Origin of the sequence: Streptomyces sp. NPDC047974, assembly GCF_040653375.1 — a bacterium.
Lineage (GTDB): Bacteria > Actinomycetota > Actinomycetes > Streptomycetales > Streptomycetaceae > Streptomyces.
Window position 1 is genome coordinate 147,262 of record NZ_JBEZNU010000011.1, and the last position, 25,964, is coordinate 173,225.

Here is a 25,964-nt window from a genome sequence, read left to right on the forward strand (position 1 = left end):
GGCTCTCCCCGTTCGCTCGGGCCGGCCGGCTAGTCGAACCAGCCGCCGATGTTGCCGTCGCCGTTGCCACCGTCCTGCTGGCCGCCGTCCTGCTGGCCGCCGGGGTTGCCCCCACCGCCGTTCACGTCGGCGGTGAACAGGGTGATCGAGCCGCCCTTGTTGACCGTCTGGCCCGCGGCGGGCATCGACTGCAGGACCCGGGCGTCGTCCTTGTCGACACCGGACACCACGACCGTGACGCCCTGGCCCTGGAACCAGTCCCGGACCTCCTTCAGCGTCTTCCCGACGAGATCGCCGGGGATCGTGATCGGGGTCGCCTGCGGGCCCTTGGAGACCTTCAGCTTGATCTCGACGTCCAGCGGCTGGTTGCTCGGGCCGGCCGGGGTCTGCTCCAGGACCATGCCCTTGGGCTGGTCGCTGTCGACCTCCTCCTGCTTCACGTTGGTGAACTGGAGGCCGTTCAGCTGCTGGAGCGCCAGGCTGATGTCGCGGTTCCGCACGTCCGGCAGCTGCGTCAGCTTCTGCTTGGCGACGGTGAGGGTCACCTCGGAGTTCTTCTCGGCCTTGGTGCCGTTCTGCGGGTTCTGCCGCAGGACGGTGCCGGGGTCCTCCTCGGACTCCTCCTCCTCGACCTTGACCTTGAAGCCCTTGCCCTCCAGGGTCTCCTTCGCCCGCTGGAGCGACTGCTCCTGCACGTCCGGGACCTCGACGAGCGGCGCGCCCTCGGAGACCCACACCTGGATCGTGCCGCTGATCGCCATCTTGGAGGCGCCGTCGGAGGCCGGGTCCTGGCGGCAGATGGCGCCCGTGGGCTGGTCGCAGCGCTCCTTGCCCGCCTCCACCAGCTGCACCTGGGCATTGGTCGCCGACTTCTGCGCCTCGGGCATCGTCTGGCCGACGAGCGGCGGCACCAGCGTCTGCTGCGGGGTGTCGTTGGTGTCCATGAGGTACTTCGCGATGAAGATCGCGCCGACCAGGACCAGGACGCCGCAGAGCGCGAGCAGGATCGTCGAGGCGTTCGACTTCTTCTGGCCGCCGCCCCGGCGGCGGTCCGGACGGTCGTCGTAACCGTCGTGCCCGCCGTACCCACCGCCGTAGCCGCCGTCCTGCTGGACGGGCGGCATCATCGTCGTCTGGCCGGCCGGGTCGGTCTGGCGCAGCGCCGTCGTCGGCTGGTCCTCCGGCGGATAGCCGTAGCCGTTGTATGCCGGGGCGCCCGCCATGCCCATCGCCGCGGCGGCCGCGACCGGCTGCCCGTCGAGGCACGCCTCGATGTCCGCGCGCATCTCGTCGGCGGACTGGTAGCGGTAGTCGGGGTCCTTGACCAGTGCCTTGAGGACGATGGCGTCCATCTCGGGCGTGATCTCGGCGTCGAAGTTGCTCGGCGGCTGTGGCTCCTCGCGGACGTGCTGGTAGGCCACGGCCACGGGGGAGTCGCCGATGAACGGCGGCCGGACGGTCAGCAGCTCGTAGAGCAGGCAGCCGGTGGAGTACAGGTCGGAGCGCGCGTCGACCTGCTCGCCCTTGGCCTGCTCCGGCGAGAGGTACTGGGCGGTGCCGATGACCGCCGCGGTCTGCGTCATGGTCATGCCCGCGTCGCCCATGGCGCGCGCGATGCCGAAGTCCATGACCTTGACCTGGCCCGTACGGGTCAGCATCACGTTCGCGGGCTTGATGTCGCGGTGCACGATGCCGGCGCGGTGCGAGTACTCCAGGGCCTGGAGGATGCCGACGGTCATCTCCAGCGTCCGCTCGGGCAGCAGCTTGCGGCCCGAGTGGAGCAGCTCACGGAGCGTCGAGCCGTCGACGTACTCCATGACGATGTACGGGATGGAGACCCCGTCGACGTAGTCCTCGCCGGTGTCGTAGACGGCGACGATCGCCGGGTGGTTCAGGGAGGCGGCGGACTGTGCCTCGCGGCGGAACCGGGCCTGGAAGGACGGGTCACGGGCCAGGTCGGCCCGCAGCGTCTTCACGGCGACGGTGCGGCCGAGCCGGGTGTCCTGGGCGAGGTACACCTCGGCCATGCCACCGCGGCCGAGCACCGAGCCCAGCTCGTACCGGCCGCCGAGGCGACGCGGCTCTTCCATAGCTAATCCAGCCCTCTCCGTCTGTCCCGACCGCACCCTGGGGTGGTCCGGCGGTGTGTGCTGTCCGCGCATACGGTACCGGCCCCGAAGAGCCGGACCGCGCGCGGAGGGCAGCTGATACCTGACCGGTACCTGGCGGGCACCGGCCCTTCGCAAGATCAGCCGCGGCTCTTCAGAACCGCCTTCATGACCGCCTTCGCGATCGGTGCGGCGAGACCGCCACCGCTGATGTCCTCACGGCCGAGGCCCTTGGCGTCCTCGACGATCACGGCGACGGCGACCGGGGAGCCCTGGTCGGTCTTGGCGTACGAGATGAACCAGGCGTACGGCCGCTTGGCGTTCTTCTCGCCGTGCTGCGCGGTACCGGTCTTGCCGCCGACCTTCACGCCGTCCATCTTCAGGTCGGCCTTGCTGCCGGTGCCGTTCGAGACGACGTTCTCCATCATCGCCTGGAGCTTCTGGGCGTTCTCCGGGGAGACCGGCTGGCTCATCTCCTCCGGCTCGTTCTGCTTGATCACGTCCAGGTTCGGGGCGCGCAGCTGGTCGATCATGTACGGCTTCATCAGCTTGCCGTCGTTCGCGATCGCCGCCGTGACCATCGCCATCTGGAGCGGGGTCGTCGCGGTGTTGAACTGGCCGATGGAGGAGAGCGCGTTGCCACCGCGGTCGGCGTTCTTGTCGTAGACCGAGGCGGAGGAACGGACCGGGGTGAACTGCTCGGCGTTGAAGCCGAACTTCTCGGCCGTCTCCACCATCTTGTCGCGGCCGACGTCGTCGCCGAGCTTGGCGAAGACCGAGTTGCAGGAGATCCGCAGGGCCTCGTTGAGGCTGGCGTTGGCACAGCCGCCCGAGTGGTTCTTCATCGGCAGCGTGGAGAGCGGGATCTTCCAGCCCTCGGGGGTGTCGGTCGCCGCGTCGATGTCCTTGACCTTGCCGGCCTCCAGCGCGGCGGCGGCGGTCACGACCTTGAAGACGGAGCCGGGGGGGTAGATCTCGCGCAGGGCGCGGTTCTGCTTCGGCTTGTTCTTGTCCTTCTCCAGCGCGACCCAGGCCTTCTCGTCCGTGCCCGAGTAGCCGGCGAAGGACGACGGGTCGTACGAGGGGGTGGACGCCAGCGCGAGGATCTTGCCGGTCGACGGCTCGATCGCGACGACGGCGCCGGTGTTCTTCCCCAGGCCTTCGAAGGCGGCCTTCTGCGCGGCGCCGTTGAGGGTGGTGACGACGTCGCCGCCCTTCTTCTTCTCCCCGGTGAACATCGACAGGGTGCGGTCGAAGAAGAGCCGGTCGTCGTTGCCGGTGAGGATGCCGTCCTCGATCTTCTCGATCTGGTTGGCGTCGTACGCCTGGGAGGCGTACCCGGTGACGGGGGCCCACATGGGGCCGTCGACGTAGGTCCGCTTGTACGTGAAGTACTCGTCCCCGGAGTCGACGGAGCCGGTGATCGGCTTTCCGTCGACGATGATGTTGCCCCGCTCGTTCGAGTAGCGCTCGATCTGGACCCGGCGGTTCTTCGGGTGCGCGTTCAGCTCGTCGGCGCGGACGAACTGGAGCCAGTTGTCGCGCAGGAGCAGGGCGAGGACGAGCAGGCCGCAGAAGATCGCGACCCGGCGCAGCGGCTTGTTCACGGACGGACCACCTGGGTCATCTCGGCGTCGGGGTTCGGAGCGGGGGCGGGCGCGGGACGGCGCGCGGTGTCGCTGATCCGGATCAGGATGCCGATCAGGGCCCAGTTGGCGATCACGGACGAACCGCCGTACGCGAGGAACGGCATCGTCATACCGGTGAGCGGGATGAGGCCCATCACACCGCCGGCGACGACGAACACCTGCAGCGCGAAGGCGCCGGACAGGCCCATTGCGAGCAGCTTGCCGAACGGGTCGCGGGCGGCGAGGGCGGTGCGGATGCCGCGCTCGATGATCAGGCCGTAGATCAGCAGGAAGACCATGACGCCGGCCAGGCCGAGCTCCTCGCCGACGGTGGCGAAGATGAAGTCGGAGTTGGCGGCGAACTGGATCAGGTCGGAGTTGCCCTGGCCGAGACCGGTGCCGAGGATGCCGCCCGAGCCGAAGGACATGAGGACCTGGGTCATCTGGTCGCAGGCGTACGCCATGTTCGAACCCTCGGGCGCCGTCTTGAGGCACTCGAAGGGGTCGAGCCAGGCCGCCACGCGGGACTGCACGTGGCCGGCCGTGGAGCCGACGGCCACCGCTCCCGCGACGGCCATCAGCAGACCCATGACGATCCAGCTGGTCCGCTCGGTGGCCACGTACAGCATGATCACGAACATGCCGAAGAACAGCAGCGACGTACCGAGGTCGTTCTCGAAGACCAGGATGAGGAGGCTGACCGCCCAGATCGTCAGGATCGGGCCGAGGTCACGGCCGCGCGGCAGGTACAGGCCCATGAAGCGGCGGCTGGCCAGCGCCAGCGCGTCCCGCTTCACCATCAGGTAGCCGGAGAAGAACACGGCGAGGACGAGCTTGGCGAACTCACCGGGCTGGATGGAGAAGCCGCCGATGCGGATCCAGATCTTGGCGCCGAAGACGTCGGTGCCGAGGCCGGGGACGAGCGGCAGCAGGAGCAGCAGGAGCGCCACGACCATGGAGATGTACGTGTAGCGCTGCAGGACACGGTGGTCCTTGAGGATCAGCAGCACACCCACGAACATGGCGATGCCGATCGCGGAGTACATCATCTGGTTCGGTGCGGACGCGCTGAACGCCCCGTACTGGCGCTTCGCCAGGTCGATCAGCCGCGGCGACTGGTCGAGCCGCCAGATCAGCACCAGCCCCATGCCGTTGAGCAGGGTCGCCAGCGGCAGCAGCAGCGGGTCCGCGTACGGCGCCCACTTGCGTACGACGAGGTGGGCGACGGTCGCGAGGAGCGCGAGGCCGAGCCCGTACCCGAGCATGCCCGCGGGGACCTCGCCGTCCAGCGCGAGCCCCACGTTCAGGTACGCGAACACCGGGATGGCGACGGCGAAGCCGAGGAGCGCCAGCTCGGTGTTGCGGCGGCTCGGCGCCTCGATCGCGCCGATGGTGGTCGTGTTGGTGACAACGCTCATGGTGGTGAAAGGCCCCCTACGGGTCTTACTGCTTGCCGCAGTTCGAGGCCAGCTTCTGCTCCTCGGCGGTGAGGGTCGGGCCGGGGCTCGGCGCGGCCGCGGTGGGCTGGGCTCCGGGCTTGGCGTCCGCGCCGTCGGCCGGCTTCTCGGCCTCGGCGGCGGCCTTCTCCTTGTCGGCCTTCTCCTTGGCCACGCGGCGCTCTTCGGTCTTCTTGCAGGCCGAGGCCTGCACGGACAGCTCGGAGATCTTCGTCTGGGCCTTGGCGAGGCTGCCGCCCGCGATGGTGTCCTCGACCTGCTTCCGCTGGTAGGCGGGGAGGTACTTGAGTTCGATCTCGGGGTGGTCCTTCTCGACCTCCGAGAGCTTCACCCACGCGAGGTCCTGGCTGATGCCCCGGTACAGCGCCACGTGCTCGTCGTTGGAGCCCACGTAGTACTGGGTCTGGGTCCAGCGCCAGCCGCCGTACGCGCCGCCGGCGAGGACGCCGAGGGCGAGGACGAGGATCAGGGTGCGCCCGATCCACCGCCGCTTGCGCCGAGGCTTGACGAAGTCGTCCTCGCTGTACGAGTCGAAGGCGCCGTGCGGCGGTCCGCCGTAGCCGTGGTCGTCGCCGCTGCCGGGCGGGCCGAAGCCGCCGGCGGGCGGCTGGTGGTGCGGGGCGGGGCGGCCGAGCCCGGAGGCGCGGCCGGCCGGGGTCTGCATCGCGCCGCCGTCGTTCAGCTGCTGCTGGTTCTCGGCGACCGCGCCGACGACGACCGGGGTGTCGCTGAGGTGGCCGGCGAGGGTGTCGCCGCCGTCGACGTCGAGGACGTCGGCGACGATCACCGTGATGTTGTCGGGGCCGCCGCCGCGCAGCGCGAGCTGGATCAGCTCCTGCACGGTCTCCTGCGGGCCCTGGTAGCTGGCGAGGGTGTCCTCCAGCGTCTGGTGGGACACCACGCCGGACAGGCCGTCGGAGCAGATCAGGTACCGGTCGCCGGCACGGACCTCACGGATGGAGAGGTCGGGCTCGACGTGGTCGCCACTGCCGAGCGCGCGCATCAGGAGCGAGCGCTGCGGGTGGGTGGTGGCCTCCTCCTCGGTGATCCGGCCCTCGTCGACGAGCCGCTGGACCCAGGTGTGGTCCTGGGTGATCTGAGTGAGGACGCCGTCGCGCAGCAGGTACGCGCGGGAGTCGCCGACGTGCACGAGGCCGAGGCGCTGACCGGTCCACAGCAGGGCGGTGAGCGTGGTGCCCATGCCCTCCAGCTGCGGGTCCTCCTCGACCATCATCCGGAGCTGGTCGTTGGCGCGCTGCACCGCCGTACCGAGCGAGGTGAGGATGTCGGAGCCGGGGATGTCGTCGTCGAGGACGACGAGCGTGGAGATCACCTCGGAGGAGGCGACCTCGCCGGCGGCCTGGCCGCCCATGCCGTCGGCGATCGCGAGGAGACGCGGACCGGCGTAGCCGGAGTCCTCGTTGCCCTCGCGGATCATGCCCTTGTGCGAGCCCGCGGCGAATCGCAGGGAGAGACTCATGCCCACCTGCCCTGTCGCCGCTGCATCGGGGTACAGCCGGTCTCGACCCACACTGCCCACCCTCCGGTCGCTCCGGTCAGCTCGCTCATTGTCGTACTACTTCCGCAGCTCGATGACGGTCTTGCCGATGCGGATCGGCGCCCCCAGCGGGATCGGCGTCGCGGTGGTGAGGCGGCTCCGGTCGAGGTACGTGCCGTTCGTGGACCCGAGGTCCTCGACGATCCACTGGCCGTCCCGGTCGGGGTAGATCCGGGCGTGCCGGCTGGACGCGTAGTCGTCGTCCAGCACGATCGTCGAGTCGTGCGCCCGGCCCAGGGTGATCGTCTGGCCCTGCAGGGCGACGGTGGTGCCCGTGAGGGTGCCCTCGGAGACGACCAGCTTCGTCGGGGCGCCGCGCCGCGACCGGCCACCGCCGGACGGCGGCGCCTGCTGCTGGCCGCGCTGCGGCGGCGGAGCGGCCTGGCGCCCGCTCTGCTGGGTGCGCGCCTCCTGGCGGCGCGAACCGCGCTGGGTCACCCGCGTGCCGAAGAGGTCACTGCGGATGACCTGGACGGCCACGATGACGAACAGCCACAGAACGGCCAGGAAACCCAACCGCATGACCGTCAGGGTCAGCTCTGACATTGCCCCCGCTTCACCCTTCGGCTTGCCGGTAAACGATGGTGGTGCTGCCCACGACGATCCGCGAGCCGTCGCGGAGCGTAGCGCGGGTGGTGTGCTGCCCGTCCACCACGATGCCGTTGGTGGATCCGAGATCCTGGATCGTCGAGGGCGTTCCGGTCCGGATCTCGCAGTGCCGGCGGGAGACGCCGGGATCGTCGATCCTCACGTCCGCGTCGGTGCTGCGGCCGAGGACCAGGGTCGGGCGCGAGATCTGGTGGCGGTTGCCGTTGATCTCGATCCAGCGGCGCACCTGGGCGCCACCGGGTGCCGCGGGACGGCCGCCGCCGGCCGCGGGCCGGTGACCCGCGCCGCCGGGGGGCGGCGAGGCGGGCATCGGCGGCGCGCCGGGCGGGGCACCCTGCGGCGGGTACCCGTAGCCGCCCTGCCCCTGGTGCGGGCGGGGCTGCTGCTGGGGCTGCTGCCCCGGGTGCGGCTGCGGCTGGGACGTGCTCGACGCGAGCGTACGGCTGCGCACCCGGTACAGACCGGTGTCGAGGTCGTCGGCCTTCTCCAGGTGGACCTTGATCGGTCCCATGAAGGTGTACCGCTGCTGCTTGGCGTAGTCACGGACCAGCCCGGCGAGCTCGTCGCCCAGCTGTCCCGAGTAGGGGCTCAGGCGCTCGTAGTCGGGCGCGCTGAGCTCCACGATGAAGTCGTTGGGGACGACGGTCCGCTCGCGGTTCCAGATCTGCGCGTTGTTGTCGCACTCGCGCTGGAGCGCGCCGGCGATCTCGACCGGCTGGACCTCGGACTTGAACACCTTGGCGAAGGTGCCGTTGACCAGACCTTCGAGACGCTGCTCGAAACGCTTCAGGACTCCCATGGGGCACCTCCTCCGTCGTTGCCGTCCTGGTACTGCTTACTGATCGTATCCACGCGTCGGGAAATCGGCTGGTTCCCCTTCTCTGCCCTGTGGACGAGTGTCACCTCTCACAGGCCCTCCCCCCAGGGATCGTAGAGGGGGCCTGTGGACAGTGTCCCGCACGAGACTGTCCGACAGGAGGGGCGGAGGAGGTGAGCCGTCCCGCAGGACGGGGCCGTCGGCGCCGCAACCTCCCGCTTCTCCCCTGTCTCTCCCCTCTCTCCCCTTTCTCTCCGCTCTCTCCCCTGTGTCCCTTCTCTCCTTCTTCTCCCGGTCTCCTTCTTCTCTTCGTGGGTGGCCTCGCTGTCGCTGTCGCTGTCGCCGTCGCTGTCGCCGTCTCCGGTTCCTCGCTTCGTCCGCTTCGTCGCTCCGTCTTCGTCGCTCCGTCTCCGCGGTGGGGGCGTCGGGGTCTCTCCCTCCTCCTCCCTCTCCATCTGTTCGGCCCGAGGGGGGCCGAAACAACGGATGTGAATCCACCGTCTGCGACGTGCTAATCTTCAGATGTCGCCAGGCGCTCGCACCGAAAGGTGAGAGACCGGGAGACCACCCAATGCGCGGGTGGCGGAATAGGCAGACGCGCTGGATTCAGGTTCCAGTGCCCGAAAGGGCGTGGGGGTTCAACTCCCCCCTCGCGCACCAGACGGAAGCCCCGTAGGTCCCAGACCTACGGGGCTTCCGCGTTGTCCGGGCACGGACGCGGACATCGATACGGACATCGGCACGGGCATCGGCACGGACGCGGTGGAGGTGACGCCTCGTCTTTCGTCGTTCGGGGTCGCGACGAAAGAGGGACGCTCCGGCCCGCCCGCGCTGTTTAGGGTGCCGGCGTGGAAGCGACGAGGGTGGGGACGGCGGCGAAGCCGGAGGCCGGGATCGGGATCGGGATCGGGGCCAGGGTGGCCGCCGCGTGGAGATGGCTCGTGCCCGCCGGGGAATGGTCGCCGCGCAGGACCGTCGGGGAGGCGGCCCTCACCGCCGTCGTCGCGCTGCTCGCCGCCGGCACCGAGGAACTGCTCGGCGGCGAGGGCGCCCAGCTCGCCGGGGTCGCGTTCGCCGCGGCCGTGCTGTCGCTGCTGCGCCGCCGGTTCCCCGCCAGTGTGCTCGTCGTCACCGCCGGGTTCGCTCCCGTCGTCCCCGGCCTCGGCCCGCTGCTGCTCGTCCTCGGCTGGTCCGCCGGCGGTCACATCGCCGGAGTCGGCCGGGCCCTGCACGCGTACATCGCCGCCTACGTCCTCAACGTCGGCGCCACCCTGCTCGTCGGCTGGGACAAGCAGCGGCTGCTGACCCTCGCGTTCATGGCGACCCTCTACTACCTGGGGACCACGCTCGCGCCCGGACTCGCCCACCGCTACTGGGCCCAGCGCCGGACCCTCCTCCACGCGCTCCAGGAGCGCAACGTACGGCTGGTCAGCGAGCGGGCGATGATCGGGCGGAACGCCCGGCTGCGGGAGCGGCAGCGCATCGCCCAGGACATGCACGACAGCCTCGGCCACCAACTCGCCCTGATCGCCGTGCACACCGGCGCCCTGGAGGTGGACCGCGAGCTGAACGAGCGGCAGCGCGAGGTCGTCGGCGTGCTCCGGAACGCGTCCGTGACCGCCATGCACGAACTGCGGGAGGTCGTCGGCATACTCCGGGACGGCACCGAGGCCCCCGACCCCGACACCGGGCCGGTGGCCGCCGGGGACGAGAGCGGGCGGGCGGCCCGGGGGATCGCCGGCATCGAAGGGCTCGTCGCCTCGGCGCGCGCCGCCGGGACCCGCGTGGAGCTGCGGCGGATCGGCGACGAGCGGCCCCTGGAGCCGGCCGCGGGGCACGCCGCGTACCGCATGGCGCAGGAGGCGCTCACCAACGCCTACAAGTACGCGCCGGGCGCCCCGATCAGCGTCGAACTGCGCTACGAGCCCGACACGTTCGTCGTCGAGATCTTCAACGAGGAGCCGGCCGCCGGCCCCGCGAAGGGCGTCGTCAGCGGCGGCCAGGGACTGGCCGGACTGGAGGAACGCGCCCGGCTCGTCGGCGGCATGTGCCACGCGGGCCCCGCCGACGGCGGTGGATTCCGGGTCGCGGGGATGCTGCCGTACGGCTCCGCGCCGACCGGCGAATCGGCGCCTTTCGTCGATGCGGCCGACGACTTCCGGCAGCAGTCGACGAAGCCCTTCGGAAGGAAGGGTCGTTCAGTACCGGCCGGAGAACCCGACTGGACCTTCACGGAACGGGAGTTGGCGATGGCGCTGCACGGAGGCAAGACGCGGAGCACCGGGGCGTCGATCGCGCTCGGCTGCGGCATCGCCTTCGCGGCGCTCGTCGTCCTGCTCGTGGCCGCCGGCTTCGGCCTCTACCACCTCGTCGGATCCTTCCAGGACTCCATGGTCACGCCCGAGAGGTACGAGTCGATCGTGGTCGGTACGGCCGAGGACGACGTCCGGTCCTCGCTCCCCGACGCCGGCTCCCTCGGCGTGCTCGGCGTCACCGGCAAGGGCGGGCCCGCCAGACCGGAGGGCGCCGAGTGCCTCGTCGTGCTCTCCACCGAGATGGGCGAGGCCTTCGAGGAGGAGCCCGTTTTCCGGTTCTGCTTCAAGGACGGCAAGCTGATCGAGAAGAAGTCGTACGTCGTGAGGCAGTAGCGCCTCGGCGGCCCGTACCGAAGCGTTGGGGGAGGCGCAGTGCTGTCAGAGCGGACGGGACGGTCCGGACGGGCCGTCAGGGTCGTGGTCGCCGACGACGAGCCGCTGATCAGGGCGGGAATCCGGATGATCCTCAACTCCGATCCGGACATCCACGTGGTCGCGGAGGCGGCGAACGGCCGCGAGGCCGTCGACGCGGCCCGGGCGCACGCCGCCGACGTCGTCCTGCTCGACATCCAGATGCCGGTCCTCGACGGCCTCTCCGCCCTCCCGGAGCTGCGCAGGGCCGCACCGGCGGCCCGGGTGATCATCCTGACGACCTTCGGCGAGCGGGAGAACGTGCTGCGGGCACTGGAGCACGGCAGCGCCGGCTTCCTGCTGAAGGACACCGCCCCCGCCGAACTGATCGGAGCCGTACGGGCCGCGGCCGCGGGCGACGCCTACCTCTCGCCGGCGGCGACCCGGCACGTCGTCGAGCGGCTCGCCTCCGGGCGTGAGACCGCCCGCGCCGAGGAGGCCCGCGGCCGGATCGCCGCGCTCGGCGAGAAGGAGCGCGAGGTCCTCGCGGTCCTCGGCGAGGGCCTCTCCAACGCCGACGCGGGACGCCGGCTGCACATGAGCGAGGCGACCGTGAAGACCTACGTCAGCCGGATCCTCGCCAAACTCCAGTGCGAGAACCGGGTCCAGGCGGCGCTGCTGGCCCGCGACGCGGGGCTGTAGCCGCCTGGCGGGGTCGGCCTGGGCCGGTCGGGGCCGGACGGGGCCGGACGGGCTCAGCCGGGGCCGGTCGGGGTCAGTCGGGGTCGGGCAGGCCGGCCGGGCCCGCGGCGTTGTAGCGGAGCAGATAGCCGGCGAACCGGTCGAGGTCCTCGCCGGACCAGTCCTTCAGGCGTTCCTGATAGGCGGCGCGACGGTTCGCCTGCGCGGTGGCGAGCACCGCGAGACCGGCCTCCGTCGGGTGCAGCACCTGCACCCGGTGGTCCTCGGGGGCGGGTCGGCGCTCCACCAGACCCAGCTTCTCCAGGCCGGCCAGTTGGCGGCTGACCGTCGACTTGTCCAGCAGGTAGTGCGCCGCGAGATCCGTGGCGCGGCAGCCGCGCCGGTCCTCGATGTGGGACAGGAGCGTGTACGAGACCAGGGGGATCTCCGGGTGGACGCGGGCCGCGGCGGCCCGTGCCCGGCGCGCGAAGGCGGTCAGCTCGCGCTGGATGACGTCCAGCGAGGCCTCGCGCGTCGCGTCGTCAGAGGCGGCTGAGCCTGCGGTGGGGGCCTCGGTGGGGGCCTCGGTGGGGGCCTCGGTCGGGGCGTCGGACATGGGGGCTCCCTCGGCGAGCTGGCCCGGCGTGCGGTTTCAGTTGTATAGTACAACGGTTCTTTGGTTGTAAAAGCCAACCATCCCTTCTCGGCTGTCTGTCTACGGAGGTCACGGTGTCCACAGGACCGAACCCCACCAACGCCGCCCTGCGGCATGTCCTCGGGCACCTCCTCACCCCCCTCCTCATGTGCCTGGGCATGGGCCTCGCCTACCTCGGCGCCTTCCACGCCCCCCAGCCCCACGACCTCCGCGTCGACGTCGTCGGCTCCGGACCCGCCACCCAGGTCCTCGCCCAGACCCTCCACGACAAGGCCGACGGCGCCCTCGACGTCCGCACCGTCCCCGACCGCGCCACCGCCGCCGACGCTCTCCTCCACCAGGACAGCTACGGCGCCTACATCCCCGGCGACCACCCCGAACTCCTCGTCGCCTCCGCCTCCTCCGACACCAGCGCCATGGCCGTCGAGAAGGTCTTCACCGAGGTCGCCGCCGGACAGGACGCCCCCCTCAAGGTCACCGACCTCGCCCCCACCGCCCCCGGCGACCCCACCGGCCAGGGCGTCTTCTTCCTCCTCGTCGCCGTGAGCATCGGCGCCTACGCCTCCGTCGCCGTCATCGGCGCCGCCGGAGCCGCCCTCCCCCTGCGGATCCGCGGCCTCCTCGCCGTCGGCACCGCCCTCGTCGTCAGCCTCATCGGCACCCTCTTCGCCGGCCCCGTCTTCCACCTCGTCGACCACGGACTCGCCGGCGTCTGGGCACTCTCCTGGCTCTACGCCGCCGGCATCCTCCTCATCGGCGTCGGTCTCCACACCTACCTGCGCCGCTGGACCACGCTCGGCGTGATGGTCCTCTTCGTCATGCTCAACTTCACGAGCTCCGGCGGCATCTACCGCCCCGAGCTCCAGCCCGGTTTCTTCGGCTCCCTTCACGCCTTCTGGAACGGCGCCGGCCTCGTCGAGGGCATCCGCAGCCACGTCTACTTCGACGGACACGCCCTCGGCGGCCACCTCCTCGTCCTCACCCTCTGGCTCCTCGCCGGAATCGCCCTCGTCACCCTCGCGGGCCGCACGGAGGCCGCGCGGAACGCCGCGGCCCTGGAGGCGGAGACGAAGGAGGAGACGAAGGAGGAGACGAAGAAGGAGGAGAGGAGCGAAGAAGCGAAGGAGGAAATGGAGGAGGAAATGGGGGAGGCCATCGCGGTCTGAACCCCTCCCGGACCCTTCTGACCTGCTGCTCAATGGTTGTCCACAGGTAGTTGTCCACAGGGGGAGACGGGCGATCAAGACCGGCTGTACCGTCAGCTCCGGAAGTCGTCGGACGCACTGTCCGGCCAGTCATCGGGGGAGGTCGTCCCATGGGCGAGATCCAGGCCGTCGTGCCCGGACAGCGTGGCGTTACGGACACGGAGCGCATCCCGCACGTGCCCGGATTCGTACGGCGCGGCAGCGCGGAGCACTCCGCCAAGGAGCGCGGCAAGCAACTGCGCACCACCGTCCCCCGCGCCTCCCACGCCGAGCTCACCCTCCCCGCCGACCGCCCCGACGCGGTCCGCGCCGTCGAGGAGTCCAGCCGCGGCCGGGTCCCCGAGCTCACCCCCATCCGCGTCGGCCGCATGGCCGCCAACCCCTTCGCCTTCCTGCGCGGCTCCGCCGGCCTCATGGCCCACGACCTCGCCGGCACCCCCGTCACCGGCGTCGCCGCACAGCTCTGCGGCGACGCCCACGCCGCCAACTTCGGCCTCTACGGCGACGCCCGCGGCCGGCTCGTGATGGACCTCAACGACTTCGACGAGACCGTCGTCGGCCCCTGGGAATGGGACCTCAAGCGGCTCGCCACCTCCCTCGTCCTGGCCGGCCGCGTCGTCGGCGCCGACGAGGACACCTGCCGGGCCGCCGCCTTCGACACCGTCGGCGCCTACCGGCGCACCATGCGGCTCCTCGCCCGGCTCCCCGCCCTCGACGCCTGGAACGCGATACCCGACGAGGAGCTCGTCTCCCACACCGACGCCCGCGACCTCCTCGGCACCCTGGAACGGGTCTCCGCCAAGGCCCGTAACAACACCAGCGCCCGGTTCGCCGCCCGCTCCACCGAGGCCGTCACCGAGACCGCCGGCGGCGGACGCCGCTTCGTCGACGCGCCGCCGGTCCTGCGCCGGGTGCCCGACGCCGAGGCCGCGGCCGTCACCGCCGCCCTCGGGGAGTACCTGGAGACCGTCTCCGAGGACCGTCGGCCGCTCCTCGCCCGGTACGCCGTCCACGACGTCGCCTTCCGGGTCGTCGGCACCGGCAGCGTCGGCACCCGCTCCTATGTCGTCCTGCTCCTCGACCACCGCGGCGAACCGCTCGTCCTCCAGGTGAAGGAAGCCCGGCCGTCCGTCCTCCTGCCCCACCTGCCCGCCGGGTTCACCGTCCCCGACCCCGGCCACGAGGGCCGGCGCGTCGTCCTCGGGCAGAAGCGCATGCAGGTCGTAAGCGACATCCTGCTCGGCTGGACCACGGTCGACGGGCGCCCCTTCCAGGTGCGCCAGTTCCGCAACCGCAAGGGCAGCGTCGACCCCGCCGCGCTCACCGCCGACCAGGTCGACGACTACGGCCGCATGACCGGTGCGCTCCTCGCCCGCGCCCACGCCCACAGCGCCGACCCGCGCCTGATAGCCGGCTACTGCGGCAAGAACGAGGAGTTCGACGAGGCCGTCGCCGCCTTCGCGGTCGCCTACGCCGACCGCACCACCGCGGACCACGCCGACCTGCTCACGGCGATCCGCACCGGCCGCATGGCGGCGGAACTGGGCGTCTGAGGGGCGACGGAGGGGGCAACGAGGGGGAGGGGAGGGAGGGGGAGGGAGGGGGGGGAGGCCCCCCCCTTGTGAGGACCTACGCTTGAGGGGTCGGGCCGGAACGAGGACGTGGGCGGGCGTGAACGTGAGCGAGGACCAGGACCAGGGCCGGGAGCAGGACCAGGGCCGCGAGCCTGACCAGGGCCGTGAGCCGGTGCCGGGTGCGCAGGGGGAGCCGCGGCAGGCGTCGGGCTCGGACCGGGACCCGGAGACGGACCCGGAGACGGGGTCGGGGTCGGGGGCGGAGGCCGGGTCCGAGGAGCGGGCCGAGGCTCGGCTGGAGCGGGCCGTTCGGGTGGCCGAGCAGGCGTTGATCGAGTTCGAGATCGCCGTCGAGACCTTCCGGGTCGAGGTGGAGAACTTCTCGCGGCTGCATCACGAGAAGCTGGGGCCGATGTACGCGCGGCTCGACGAGCTGGACGCGTCGATCGCCGAGGCGCGGGCCGAGAAGAGCGGTGATCCGGAGGATCTGCGGCTGGCGCGCGAGGCGCGGGCCGCGGTGCTGCCGCTGCCGGGGGTCGAGGTGCTCTTCGACGACTGGATCGACTCCGACGGGCTCTCCGCCGAGGCGGCCGCGATGCTGACCGAGCGGCCGGTGCGGCCGCCGCAGCGGGTGCGGCCCAGCGAGGAGGTGCGGCGGCTCTACCGTGAGCTCGCCCGCAAGGCCCACCCCGACCTGGCGCGGGAGGAGGACGAGCGGAAGCGGCGGGAGGAGTTCATCACCCGCGTGAACGCGGCCTACGCGCGGGGCGACGAGGCGCTGCTGCGCGAGCTCGCCGAGGAGTGGGAGGCGGGCCCGGTGCCGGCCGAGGAGCGGCTCAGCGAGAGCGAGGAGCTCTACGCGCGCCTCGAGTGGCTGGCGCAGCGCAAGGACCTGCTGTCCGCGCTGGCACGCGAGCTGGAGGACAGCGCCATCGGCTCCATGCTGCGGCTGGCGCCGGAGGACCCGGACCGGCTGCTTGAGGAGATCGCCGAGCAGCTGCGCGGTCAGGTGTCCGAGCGCGAGGCCGAGCTGGCCGCGCTGGTGCAGTAGGTTTTTTTCGAGGTCGAGGCGGTTCCGCCGTATACGAGAGAAGGTCGTCCCATGAGTTTCGCCCCGCTGCCGTCGGTGCCCGCCGCGTCCGTCCCCGCCGATGCCCTGGTGCTCGACGTGCGGGAGGACGACGAGTGGGCGGCCGGCCGGGTCGAGGGCGCGGTCCACGTGCCGATGAGTGACTTCGTGGCCCGGTTCGCGGAGGTCGGAGAGGTGCTCGCCGAGCGCGGTCGCGCCTATGTGATGTGCCGGGTCGGCGGCCGGTCGGCCCAGGTGACGCAGTACCTGGTGCAGCAGGGCTACGACGCGGTGAACGTGGACGGCGGGATGGTGGCCTGGGAAGGCGCCGGGCGGCCCGTGGTCGCGGACGGCGGGCCCGGGTTCGTCGCCTGAGAAGGCTGAGGCGGCTGGGACGCCTGGGGCGACTGGGCCGGCTGAGGCACCTGGAGTGAGGTGCCTCGGCTCTGTCGGTGTCGGTCAGGCCAGGGGGTGGGTGGCGATGAGGTCGCCCAGGGTCTCCTCGTGGGCGGCGGCCGGGCCCAGGGAGAGTTCGAGGTACTTCGCCCAGGCGTGGTAGCGGTGCAGCGGGTAGTCGGTGTCGGCCCCGAAGCCGCCGTGCAGGTGCTGGGCGGTCTGGACGACGCGGCGGACCCCTTCCGCCGCCCAGATCTTGGCCACGGCGAGGTCCGCCTCGACGGGCAGGGCCGCTTCGGCTGCGGTGCTGACGCGCCAGGCGGCCTGCCACAGGGTGGCCTCCATCGCGCGGAGGTCGATGTAGCGGTCGGCGGCCTGGACGGCGACGGCCTGGAAGGTGGCCACGGGGTGGCCGAACTGTTCGCGCTTCCCGGTGTACTGGCTCGTCATGGTGAGGACCTGCTCGCCGAGGCCGAGGGCGAGCGCGCAGATGCCGGTGGTGAGCAGGGCGCGCAGCGCGGGCCAGGCGTCGGCGGCGTCGAGGACGCGGTCGGCGGGGAGGCGGGCGCCGTCGAGCCGTAGCCGGGCGAGGCGTTCGCCGTGGGTGCCGTACTGGGCGTCGAGGGTGAGGCCCGCGTGGTCGCGGGGGAGCAGGGCGAGGACCGTGCGGCCGTCGGCGGTGTGCGCGGGGACGGCGGTCAGGTCGGCCGGGTGGGCCCAGGGGACGTGGTCGGTGGTGCCGTCGAGGATCCAGTGGTCGCCGTCGGCGCGGGCGGAGACGGACAGCTCGGCGGGTTCGTGGCCGGTGGTGCCGTGGGCGGCGGCGGTGAGGACCAGTCGGCCGGCGGTGACCTCGGGCAGGAGTGCGGCGGCGGTGGCGGCCGGGGCGTGGTGTCCGAGGACGTGGGTGACGGCGGCGGTCTCCAGGAGGGGGACGCGGGCCAGGACGCGGGCGGATTCGCGCAGGACGAGGCAGAGGGCGATCGGGTCGAGGCCGGTGCCGCCGTGCTCGGGGCCGACGAGGAGGCCGAGGAGGTCCGTGGCGGCGAGCCGCCGCCACAGCGGGCGGTCGAGGTCGTCGGCGACGGCGGTCGGGGTGAGGGCGGGGCTGGGTACGGCGTCGGGGGCGACGTCGGCGAAGACGGCCCGGGCCGTCTCCGCGGCCGCCTGCTGCTCCTCGGTGAACGTGAAGTCCATGGCCCTGTCCTTCCGTCGCTGTCCGTTGCTCGTCCGGGCGGCCCGCCGGGCGCACGCGCCTGACGGGCCGTCAAGATAGAACAGGTTCTAGCGGAAGGGAATGGGCTCAGCGGTCGAAGTCCAGCTCCACGTCGGGGGTGGCCGGGTGGGACTGGCAGGCCAGGACGTACCCGGCGTCGGTCTCTTCGGGTTCGAGGGCGAAGTTGCGGTCCATGCGGACCTCGCCGCCGACGACGAAGGCGCGGCAGGTGCCGCAGACTCCGCCCTTGCAGGCGTAGGGGGCGTCGGCGCGGGCGCGCAGGACGGTGTCGAGGAGGCTTTCGCCGCGCTCGACGGGCCAGGTGCCGGAGCGGCCGTGGAGGGTGGCCGTGAGGGTGGCGTGGGCGGGGGTGTCGGCGGTGGGGACGGGCGCGGGGCCCGAGCCGTCGTCGACGTGGAAGATCTCCTGGTGGACGCGGGCGCGATCGACGCCGAGGCCGCGCAGGGCGCGCTCGGCGCCCTGGACGAGGCCGAGGGGGCCGCAGAGGAACCAGCCGTCGATGGCGCCGACCGGGAGGAGGGCGGGCAGGAGGGCGGCGAGCCGCTCCTGGTCGAGGCGGCCGGAGGGGAGGCCCGCCTGCTGTTCCTCGCGGGAGAGGACGGTGACGAGCTGGAAGCGTTCGGGGTGGCGGTCCTTCAGGTCGGCGACCTCGTCGAGGAACATCGTGGAGGCGGCGGTGCGGTCGCTGCGGATCAGGCAGAACCGGGCCTCGGGTTCGCGGTCGAGGAGGGTGGCGGCCATGGAGAGCACCGGGGTGATGCCGCTGCCGCCGGCGATGGCGGCGAAGTGTCCGGGGCGCGGGTCGAGGACGAAGCGGCCGGTGGGGGCCATGACGTCGACGGTGTGGCCGGGGGTGAGTTCCTTGAGGGCCCAGGTGGAGAAGGCGCCGCCGTCGACGAGGCGGATGCCGACGCGGAGTTCGGGCCGCTCGCCGGCCGGGGCGGCGGCGGAGCAGATCGAGTAGGTGCGGCGGATCTCCTCGCCGGACTCGTCGGTGCGGCGCAGGGCGAGGTGCTGGCCGGGGCGGTGCCGGAAGGTCTCGTGGAGTTCGTCGGGGACCGCGAAGGTGACGGCCACGGAGTCGTCGGTGAGCCGCTCGACCCGGCTGACCGGGAGCGGATGGAACATCTACAGCTCCTTGAAGTGGTCGAAGGGTTCGCGGCAGGCGGCGCAGCGGCGCAGGGCCTTGCAGGCGGTGGAGGAGAAGCGGCTGAGGAGCTCGGTGTCCGTGGAGCCGCAGTGGGGGCAGCGGATGGCCAGGGTGAGGGCGACGGGTCCGCCGGCGGGGCCCTGGGGGCGGGGCGGGGCGATGCCGAACTCGGTGAGTTTGCGGCGGCCTTCCTCGCTGATGTCGTCGGTGGTCCAGGCGGGGGCGAGGACGGTGACGACGGTGACCTCGGGGATGCCGTGCTCGTGGAGGGCGTGCTCGATGTCGGTGGACATCGTCTCCACGGCGGGGCAGCCGGTGTAGGTGGGGGTGAGGGCGACCTCGACGCGGCCGGGGCCGGTGACGTGGACGCCGCGGAGCACGCCGAGTTCGGCGAGGGTGAGGACGGGCAGCTCGGGGTCGAGGACGGCGCCGGCGACCCGGGCCAGCTCCGCCTCCAGGGGGGTGGCGGTGGCGGTCACCATGTCGCCCCCGGGTGGCTGCGGTGGAGGTGCTGCATCTCGGCGAGCATCCGGCCGAAGTGCTCGGTGTGGAGGCCCTGGCGGCCGGCGCCGGCGCGCCAGGCGCCGGTGCGGGGGCCGGTGGGGACGGTGAGGCCGGCGCGGGTGAGGACCTCGGTGACGGAGTCCAGCCAGGCGGCTTCGAGGGCGGTGGTGTCGAGGGCGAGGCCGTCGAGGGGCTGGAAGAGCTCGCCGGTGTATCGCCAGAGGGCGTCGCAGGCGGTCTGCATGCGGCGGTGGCTCTCGTCGGTGCCGTCGCCGAGGCGGAGGGTCCAGTGCTCGGCGTGGTCCTGGTGGTAGGCGACTTCCTTGACGGCCTTGGCGGCGAGTCCGGTCAGCGGGCTGTCGTCGGCGGCCAGCGTCGCGTACAGGAGTCGCTGGTAGGTGGAGAAGTACAGCTGGCGGGCGATGGTGTGGGCGAAGTCGCCGTTGGGCTGCTCGACCAGCTGGACGTTGCGGAAGTCGCGCTCTTCGCGGAGGAAGGCGAGTTCGTCCTCGTCGCCGGCGAGGGAGAGGAGGACGCGGGCCTGGCCGAGGAGGTCGAGCGCGATGTTGGCGAGGGCGACCTCCTCCTCCAGGACGGGGGCGCTGCCGGCCCACTCCCCCAGGCGCTGGGCGAGGACGAGGGCGTCGTCGCCGAGGGCGAGGGCCGCTGCGGTGACGGTGGTGTCGGTGGTGGTCACAGGTGCTTCACCCCCTCCGGGATTTCGTAGAAGGTCGGGTGCCGGTAGGGCTTGTCGGCGGCCGGCTCGAAGAAGGGGTCCTTCTCGTCCGGGGAGGAGGCGGTGATGGCGGCGGAGGGCACGACCCAGAGGGAGACGCCTTCCATCCGGCGGGTGTAGAGGTCCCGGGCGTTGCGCAGGGCCATCTCCGCGTCGGGGGCGTGGAGGCTGCCGGCGTGGGTGTGGGAGAGCCCTCGGCGGGAGCGCACGAACACCTCCCACAGGGGCCAAGTGTCGCTGCTCATGCCTGTGCCTCCCCGTGCTGTCCGGTGTGCTTGCGCGCGTAGGCCGCGGCGGCCTCTCTGACCCAGGCGCCGTCCTCGTGGGCCTGGCGGCGCTGGTTGATCCGCTGGTCGTTGCAGGGGCCGTTGCCCTTCAGCACGTCCCAGAACTCGGCCCAGTCGATGGGGCCGAAGTCGTAGTGCCCGCGCTCCTCGTTCCACTTCAGGTCGGGGTCGGGGAGGGTGAGGCCGAGGGACTCCGCCTGTGGGGCGGCGATGTCGACGAAGCGCTGGCGCAGCTCGTCGTTGGTGTGGCGCTTGATCTTCCACGCCATCGCCTGTGCGGTGTGGGTCGATTCGTCGTCCGGCGGGCCGAACATCATCAGGGAAGGCCACCACCAGCGGTCCACCGCGTCCTGGGCCATGGCGTGCTGGGCCTCGGTGCCGCGGGAGAGGGCGAGCAGGGCTTCGTACCCCTGTCGCTGGTGGAAGGACTCCTCCTTGCAGACGCGGACCATGGCCCGGGCGTAGGGGCCGTAGGAGCAGCGGCAGATGGGGACCTGGTTGGTGATGGCGGCGCCGTCGACGAGCCAGCCGATGGCGCCGACGTCGGCCCAGGTGAGGGTGGGGTAGTTGAAGATCGAGGAGTACTTCTGGCGGCCGCTGTGGAGCTTGTCGAGGAGCTCGTCGCGGCTGACGCCGAGGGTCTCGGCGGCGCTGTAGAGGTACAGGCCGTGGCCGGCCTCGTCCTGGACCTTGGCCATGAGGATGGCCTTGCGGCGCAGCGAGGGCGCGCGGGTGATCCAGTTGGCCTCGGGCTGCATGCCGATGATCTCGGAGTGGGCGTGCTGCGCGATCTGGCGGACGAGGGAGGCGCGGTAGGCCTCCGGCATCCAGTCGCGCGGCTCGATGCGCTCGTCGGCTGCGACCGCGGCGTCGAACACCGCCTCGCGGGCGGCCTGCGCCGCCGCGTCCGCGGCGTGTGTGCCGGGCGCTTCCACGGTCACTGCCGTCCCTGCCGTCCCTGCGGTCATCGGACCCCCTACCGACCGATCGTTCGGTTGAATGACTTCAATGGTGGGTCGGCGGCCCGTATGGTGTCAACCCTGTGGATAACCGCCTGCTCCGATCGGGGCGCAGACGAGCGGGTCACCGGTGGGACGGGATCGGGTCGGGAAGCCCGGGATCGGGGTGGGATGAGCGCGCACATCGACGGCAGCGCGGAGCGGCGGCCGGCCGGAGGGATCCTGGCGCTGTCCATGCCGTACCAGGTGGTGGCGGCGGTCGCGCTGGCCTCCGTGGCGGTGCTCGCCTGCCTGCACCTGGCCATGGTCTTCCTGCACGTGGCGCCCTCGAACACGGTCACCAAGCAGCACGGCCAGGCCGTCGACGACTGGATCTATCCCGAGTTCGAGCAGAACTGGAAGCTCTTCGCGCCCAACCCGCTCCAGCAGAACGTCTCGGTGCAGGTCCGCGCCGAGGTCTCCGGCGCCGACGGCGCCCGCCGCACCACCGGCTGGATCGACCTCACCGCCCAGGACGTCGAGGACGTCCGCGGCAGCGTCTTCCCGAGCCACACCCAGCAGAACCTGCTGCGCCGGGCCATCGACTGGTACGGCAACGCGCACGACGACGAGGGCCGCCCCAAGGGCATGCGGGGCCGGCTCTCGGAGGAGTACATGCGCAGGATCGTGCTGACGCGCATCGAGGGGCCCGGGGCCCGCGCGGACGTCGGCGGCAGGGTGGAGCGGATCCAGCTCCGCCGCACCGTGACGCCCGTGGCCGCCCCGCACTGGAGCACCGAGAAGCGCTCCACCGAGCCCTCGTTCCGGCTGATGCCCTGGTGGAAGATCACCGACGCCGACCGCAGCCGTACGGAGACGAGCCGATGACCGCCCCCAGTCGCACGGAGTCCCGCCGATGACCGCCCCCAGCCCCGCACCGGCCGCGGCCCCGGCGCGCGTGCCCTTCGACCGCAGGCTCGCGCGGGCGGCGCAGACCGTCACCTCGCGCGCGCTGGGCCCGTACCAGACCGCGATCGTCCGGATCGGCTTCTCGCTGACCTGGCTGTTCTTCCTGGTGCGGGAGTTCCCGCACCGGCACGAGATGTACGGCCCCGACGGCCCCTGGTCGTTCGAGCTGGCCCGCCGGCTGATCGCCGACAACCGCGCGTTCACGGTCCTGATGTGGTCCGACGGCCGGCTCTGGTTCGAGGTGGTCTACGGCCTGGCCGTCGTCGCCGCCGTGCTGCTGCTGCTCGGCTGGCACACCCGGGCCGTGTCGGTGGTCTTCATGGTCGGCGCGCTGTCGCTGCAGAACCGGTCCGTCTTCCTCGGCGACGGCGGCGACAACGTGGTGCACCTCGTCTCGATCTACCTCACGCTGCTGCGCTGCGGCCAGGTGTGGTCGCTGGACGCCCGGCGGGCCGCCCGCGGGGCGGCCCGGGGCGAGGAGGGCGGCCGGCGGACCGAGCTCGCGGGCCCCGTCCTGTGGATCGTCCTCGGCGGGTTCCTGGTCGCCGCGACCTGGTTCAGCCCGGTCACCGGCGAGTGGTGGCTGTACGTGCTGCTCTGGGTGCTCTGGCTCGGGCAGGGCCTGTGGTGGCTGGTCGAGCAGTACGCGCCCGGCGAGCCCCGCGTCCTCCTGGACGTGCTCGCGAACCTCGCCCACAACGCGGCCCTCGTGGTCCTCATGGCCGAGGTCTGCCTGATCTACGCCACCGCCGGCTGGTACAAGATCCAGGGCTCGCGCTGGCAGGACGGCACCGCGCTCTACTACCCGCTGCACCTGGACTACTTCACGCCCTGGCCGGGGCTCTCCGAGCTCCTCGCCTCCAGCGGGATCATGGTCATGCTGCTCAGCTACGGAACGGTGATCGTGCAGGTCGCCTTCCCGTTCACGCTGTTCAAGCGCAAGGTGAAGAACGTCCTGCTCGTCGCGATGATGCTGGAGCACGCGGGCATCGCGCTCCTGCTCGGGCTGCCGGCCTTCTCGCTGGCGATGATCGCCGCCGACGCCGTCTTCCTGCCCACCGTCTTCCTGGTGTGGCTGGGCGCGCGCGTGACCCGGGGCCGGGACCGGCTGCTGCGGCGGAGGCCCGCCGCGGCGGAGCTGCCCCCGCAGCGCCCCGCGCGGGACGAGGAGCCGGGTGGGGAGCCGGGCGGGGAGACGGGCGGCGAGGCCGCTCCCCGTACCCTCGTCGGGTGAGCACCACCGAAGAACACCCCGTCCCGGCCGGGGCCGAGCCGCTCCAGTACGACGAGGGGTACGGCCCCGAGGTCGGCGTCGGCCCGCACCCCGAGCCGTGGCCCGAGGACCCTCGCCTCGACCGCGAACTGCTGGCCGGGGGCGACCGGCGCAACGTCGTCGACGCCTACCGGTACTGGACGCGGGAGGCGATCGTCGCCGACCTCGACACCCGCCGGCACGACTTCCACGTGGCCGTGGAGAACTGGGGCCACGACTTCAACATCGGGTCCGTGGTGCGCACCGCCAACGCCTTCCTGGCCAAGGAGGTGCACATCGTGGGCCGCCGCCGCTGGAACCGGCGCGGCGCCATGGTCACCGACCGCTACCAGCACGTGCGGCACCACCCCGACACCGAGGCGCTCACCGCCTGGGCGGCGGCCGAGGACCTGCCGATCATCGGCATCGACAACCTGCCGGGCTCGGTGCCGCTGGAGCGGACCGTGCTGCCCCGCCGCTGTGTGCTGCTCTTCGGGCAGGAGGGGCCCGGGCTGACCGAGGAGGCCCGCCGTCACGTGGCGAAGGTCTGCTCGATCGCCCAGTTCGGCTCCACCCGGTCGATCAACGCCGGGGCGGCCGCCGCGATCGCCATGCACGCCTGGGTCCAGCGCTACGCCGACGTGCCGGCCCCCGAGTAGGGACCGGCACCCCGGGCGGGCCGCCGGATCAGGCCTGGCGGCGCACCTCGACCACCCGGAAGCGGTTGGAGACGAAGGCGCCGTCGCACAGCGCCGCGTTCGCCGCCGGGTTGCCGCCCGAGCCGTGGAAGTCGGAGAAGGCGGCCGTCTGGTTCACGTACACCCCGCCCGTGAGGTTGAGCGAGAGCTGCGCCGACTCGTCCAGGCAGATCTCCTCGACGGCCCGCTCGGTGTCGGCGGAGGTGGTGTACGCGCCGACCGTCATCGCGCCCTTGTCGCGGATCGTGCGCCGCAGCAGCTCCAGGCCGTCGGCCGTGGAGTCGACCGAGACGGCGAAGGAGACCGGGCCGAAGCACTCGGAGAGGTACGCGGCCTCCGCGTCCGGCTTGGAGCCGTCCAGCTTGACCATGACGGGGGTGCGGACGACCGCCTCCGGGAAGTCCGGGTTGGCGACCTCGCGGGAGGCCAGGGCGACCTCGCCGAGACCGGCGGCCGCCTCCAGGCGGGCCTTCACGTCCGGGTTCACCAGGGCGCCGAGCAGGGCGTTGGCCCGGGCGTCGTCGCCGAGGAGGCCGCCGACGGCGGCGGCCAGGTCGGCCACCACCTCGTCGTAGGACTTGGCGCCCTGGTCGGTGGCGATGCCGTCGCGGGGGATCAGCAGGTTCTGCGGGGTGGTGCACATCTGGCCGCTGTACAGGGACAGCGAGAACGCCAGGTTGGACAGCATGCCCTTGTAGTCGTCGGTGGAGTCGATCAGGACGGTGTTGACGCCGGCCTTCTCGGTGTAGACCTGCGCCTGGCGGGCGTTGGCCTCCAGCCAGTCGCCGAACTCGGTGGAGCCGGTGTAGTCGATGATCCGGATCTCCGGGCGGACCGCGAGGGCCTTGGCGATGCCCTCGCCCGGACGCTCGGTGGCCAGCGCCACGAGGTTCGGGTCGAAGCCGGACTCGGCGAGGACCTCGCGGGCGACCTTCACGGTCAGCGCCAGCGGGAGGACCGCGCGCGGGTGGGGCTTCACCAGGACCGCGTTGCCCGTCGCCAGGGAGGCGAAGAGGCCCGGGTAGCCGTTCCACGTCGGGAAGGTGTTGCAGCCGATGACCAGGGCGACGCCGCGGCCGACCGGGGTGAACTCCTTGGACAGCTCCAGCGGGTCCCGCTTGCCCTGCGGCTTGGACCAGGCGGCCCGGCCGGCGGGCGTGCGGGTCTGCTCCTCGTACGCGTACGCCACCGCCTCCAGGCCGCGGTCCTGCGCGTGCGGGCCGCCGGCCTGGAACGCCATCATGAACGCCTGGCCGCTGGTGTGCATGACCGCGTGGGCGAACTCGTGGGTACGGGCCGAGATCCGGGCCAGGATCTCCAGGCAGACCAGGGCGCGCGTCTCCGGCCCGGCGTCGCGCCAGGCGGGCAGGCCGGCGCGCATCGCGGGCAGCAGGACGTCGACGTCCGCGTGCGGGTACTCGATGCCGAGCGCGGGGCCGTACGGCGAGATCTCGCCGCCCGTCCAGCCGTCGGTGCCGGGCTGGTCGAGCTCGAAGCGGCCGTTCAGCACCGCCTCGTGGGCGGCGAGTCCGGCGGCCGCGTCCAGCGAGCCGTCCGCGCCGTACGCCTTCGGATGCTCGGGGTACGGCGACCAGTAGGCGCGGGTGCGAATGGTGGCGAGGGCCTGATCGAGTGTGGACCGGTGCTTCTCGGCCAGAACGTCGGTGGTCGGCTGGGCGGTGGCCATGGATGGACCAACTCCTCGTCGAGCTGGGCAGGGAGACGCGTACGGAGTTAGAGTAACCGAACGATCGGTCGGGACAAGGGGGT

At 72.1% G+C, this 25,964-nt stretch carries 24 protein-coding genes and 1 tRNA gene; 10 read left to right on the forward strand and 15 right to left on the reverse strand.

All coding sequences use genetic code 11. The annotated features are described in order from the left end of the window. Window positions 1-29: 29 nt before the first annotated feature. The 7 genes from pknB to AB0E19_RS18135 all read right to left on the reverse strand — a co-directional run bounded on the left by pknB (window position 30) and on the right by AB0E19_RS18135 (window position 8,632). Complete coding sequence (pknB, locus tag AB0E19_RS18105; RefSeq protein WP_362180505.1) at window positions 30-2,090, reverse strand: Stk1 family PASTA domain-containing Ser/Thr kinase; 2,061 nt, start codon at window positions 2,088-2,090, stop codon at window positions 30-32. Window positions 2,091-2,248: 158 nt separating this feature from the next. Next, on the reverse strand, window positions 2,249-3,715 hold the full coding sequence (locus AB0E19_RS18110; protein ID WP_362180508.1) for a penicillin-binding transpeptidase domain-containing protein: 1,467 nt from the start codon (window positions 3,713-3,715) through the stop codon (window positions 2,249-2,251). Beyond that, a complete protein-coding gene (locus AB0E19_RS18115) occupies window positions 3,712-5,154 on the reverse strand; it encodes an FtsW/RodA/SpoVE family cell cycle protein (RefSeq protein WP_362180511.1) in 1,443 nt (480 codons plus the stop codon). Before AB0E19_RS18115 ends, AB0E19_RS18110 begins: the two co-directional genes overlap by 4 nt. A 25-nt stretch (window positions 5,155-5,179) precedes the next feature. Further along, window positions 5,180-6,673, reverse strand: coding sequence for a Stp1/IreP family PP2C-type Ser/Thr phosphatase (locus tag AB0E19_RS18120; RefSeq protein WP_362180515.1), 1,494 nt, complete (start codon window positions 6,671-6,673; stop codon window positions 5,180-5,182). 96 nt (window positions 6,674-6,769) lie between these two features. Continuing rightward, entirely contained in the window at window positions 6,770-7,297 is a 528-nt protein-coding gene (locus AB0E19_RS18125; RefSeq protein WP_360602943.1) for an FHA domain-containing protein, read from the reverse strand. A 10-nt stretch (window positions 7,298-7,307) separates the two neighbouring features. Further along, the gene (locus tag AB0E19_RS18130; RefSeq protein ID WP_362180520.1) at window positions 7,308-8,159 is read right to left on the reverse strand and encodes a DUF3662 and FHA domain-containing protein; all 852 of its coding nucleotides are present in this window, start codon (window positions 8,157-8,159) and stop codon (window positions 7,308-7,310) included. 107 nt (window positions 8,160-8,266) lie between these two features. Further along, window positions 8,267-8,632: a hypothetical protein gene (locus AB0E19_RS18135; protein ID WP_362180524.1), complete on the reverse strand. Its 366-nt coding sequence runs from the start codon at window positions 8,630-8,632 to the stop codon at window positions 8,267-8,269. Window positions 8,633-8,750: 118 nt separating this feature from the next. On the opposite strand from AB0E19_RS18135, the gene AB0E19_RS18140 reads away from it, so the two are divergent. From AB0E19_RS18140 to AB0E19_RS18150, 3 genes are all read left to right on the forward strand, one after another. Continuing rightward, a tRNA-Leu gene (locus tag AB0E19_RS18140) sits at window positions 8,751-8,837 on the forward strand. Between the two features lie 188 nt (window positions 8,838-9,025). Next, window positions 9,026-10,825, forward strand: a complete 1,800-nt coding sequence (locus AB0E19_RS18145) for a histidine kinase (protein WP_362180527.1) — start codon at window positions 9,026-9,028, stop codon at window positions 10,823-10,825. Between the two features lie 39 nt (window positions 10,826-10,864). Beyond that, window positions 10,865-11,545, forward strand: coding sequence for a response regulator transcription factor (locus AB0E19_RS18150; protein ID WP_362180530.1), 681 nt, complete (start codon window positions 10,865-10,867; stop codon window positions 11,543-11,545). Between the two features lie 73 nt (window positions 11,546-11,618). Here AB0E19_RS18150 and AB0E19_RS18155 read toward each other — a convergent pair whose 3' ends face one another. Next, window positions 11,619-12,140, reverse strand: a complete 522-nt coding sequence (locus tag AB0E19_RS18155) for a MarR family winged helix-turn-helix transcriptional regulator (RefSeq protein WP_362180533.1) — start codon at window positions 12,138-12,140, stop codon at window positions 11,619-11,621. 113 nt (window positions 12,141-12,253) lie between these two features. Here AB0E19_RS18155 and AB0E19_RS18160 point away from each other — a divergent pair, with 113 nt between their 5' ends. The 4 genes from AB0E19_RS18160 to AB0E19_RS18175 all read left to right on the forward strand — a co-directional run bounded on the left by AB0E19_RS18160 (window position 12,254) and on the right by AB0E19_RS18175 (window position 16,402). Then, on the forward strand, window positions 12,254-13,345 hold the full coding sequence (locus AB0E19_RS18160) for a hypothetical protein (protein WP_362180536.1): 1,092 nt from the start codon (window positions 12,254-12,256) through the stop codon (window positions 13,343-13,345). 149 nt (window positions 13,346-13,494) lie between these two features. Next, window positions 13,495-14,937, forward strand: coding sequence for a DUF2252 domain-containing protein (locus AB0E19_RS18165; RefSeq protein WP_362180539.1), 1,443 nt, complete (start codon window positions 13,495-13,497; stop codon window positions 14,935-14,937). A gap of 316 nt (window positions 14,938-15,253) precedes the next feature. After that, entirely contained in the window at window positions 15,254-16,009 is a 756-nt protein-coding gene (locus AB0E19_RS18170; protein WP_362180701.1) for a hypothetical protein, read from the forward strand. 51 nt (window positions 16,010-16,060) lie between these two features. Then, complete coding sequence (locus AB0E19_RS18175; RefSeq protein ID WP_189944798.1) at window positions 16,061-16,402, forward strand: rhodanese-like domain-containing protein; 342 nt, start codon at window positions 16,061-16,063, stop codon at window positions 16,400-16,402. A gap of 84 nt (window positions 16,403-16,486) precedes the next feature. On the opposite strand, the gene AB0E19_RS18180 is transcribed toward AB0E19_RS18175, so the two are convergent. The 6 genes from AB0E19_RS18180 to paaA form a co-directional block, all read right to left on the reverse strand. Beyond that, the gene (locus AB0E19_RS18180) at window positions 16,487-17,620 is read right to left on the reverse strand and encodes an acyl-CoA dehydrogenase family protein (protein WP_362180543.1); all 1,134 of its coding nucleotides are present in this window, start codon (window positions 17,618-17,620) and stop codon (window positions 16,487-16,489) included. A gap of 106 nt (window positions 17,621-17,726) precedes the next feature. Beyond that, complete coding sequence (locus tag AB0E19_RS18185; protein ID WP_362180546.1) at window positions 17,727-18,788, reverse strand: 2Fe-2S iron-sulfur cluster-binding protein; 1,062 nt, start codon at window positions 18,786-18,788, stop codon at window positions 17,727-17,729. Continuing rightward, window positions 18,789-19,292: a 1,2-phenylacetyl-CoA epoxidase subunit PaaD gene (gene paaD, locus AB0E19_RS18190; RefSeq protein WP_362180549.1), complete on the reverse strand. Its 504-nt coding sequence runs from the start codon at window positions 19,290-19,292 to the stop codon at window positions 18,789-18,791. Continuing rightward, window positions 19,286-20,011 carry a 1,2-phenylacetyl-CoA epoxidase subunit PaaC gene (paaC, locus tag AB0E19_RS18195; RefSeq protein WP_362180552.1) on the reverse strand — a complete coding sequence of 242 codons (726 nt, stop codon included), beginning with the start codon at window positions 20,009-20,011 and terminating at the stop codon, window positions 19,286-19,288. Before paaC ends, paaD begins: the two co-directional genes overlap by 7 nt. Further along, complete coding sequence (gene paaB / locus AB0E19_RS18200) at window positions 20,008-20,295, reverse strand: 1,2-phenylacetyl-CoA epoxidase subunit PaaB (protein ID WP_030493720.1); 288 nt, start codon at window positions 20,293-20,295, stop codon at window positions 20,008-20,010. The genes paaC and paaB overlap by 4 nt, the downstream gene beginning before the upstream one ends. After that, window positions 20,292-21,305 (reverse strand): 1,2-phenylacetyl-CoA epoxidase subunit PaaA, encoded by a 1,014-nt coding sequence (gene paaA, locus AB0E19_RS18205; RefSeq protein WP_362180556.1) that lies wholly within the window; start codon window positions 21,303-21,305, stop codon window positions 20,292-20,294. Before paaA ends, paaB begins: the two co-directional genes overlap by 4 nt. A gap of 162 nt (window positions 21,306-21,467) precedes the next feature. Between paaA and AB0E19_RS18210 the strand changes: the two genes are divergently transcribed. From AB0E19_RS18210 to AB0E19_RS18220, 3 genes are read left to right on the forward strand one after another with little or no spacing between them, the layout of a single operon-like run. Further along, window positions 21,468-22,163: a DUF5819 family protein gene (locus tag AB0E19_RS18210; protein ID WP_362180559.1), complete on the forward strand. Its 696-nt coding sequence runs from the start codon at window positions 21,468-21,470 to the stop codon at window positions 22,161-22,163. A 28-nt stretch (window positions 22,164-22,191) separates the two neighbouring features. Further along, on the forward strand, window positions 22,192-23,478 hold the full coding sequence (locus AB0E19_RS18215) for an HTTM domain-containing protein (protein WP_362180562.1): 1,287 nt from the start codon (window positions 22,192-22,194) through the stop codon (window positions 23,476-23,478). Continuing rightward, the gene (locus AB0E19_RS18220; RefSeq protein WP_362180565.1) at window positions 23,475-24,155 is read left to right on the forward strand and encodes a TrmH family RNA methyltransferase; all 681 of its coding nucleotides are present in this window, start codon (window positions 23,475-23,477) and stop codon (window positions 24,153-24,155) included. The genes AB0E19_RS18215 and AB0E19_RS18220 overlap by 4 nt, the downstream gene beginning before the upstream one ends. 28 nt (window positions 24,156-24,183) lie before the next feature. Here AB0E19_RS18220 and paaN read toward each other — a convergent pair whose 3' ends face one another. Further along, window positions 24,184-25,881, reverse strand: a complete 1,698-nt coding sequence (paaN, locus tag AB0E19_RS18225; RefSeq protein WP_362180568.1) for a phenylacetic acid degradation protein PaaN — start codon at window positions 25,879-25,881, stop codon at window positions 24,184-24,186. Window positions 25,882-25,964: the final 83 nt, after the last annotated feature.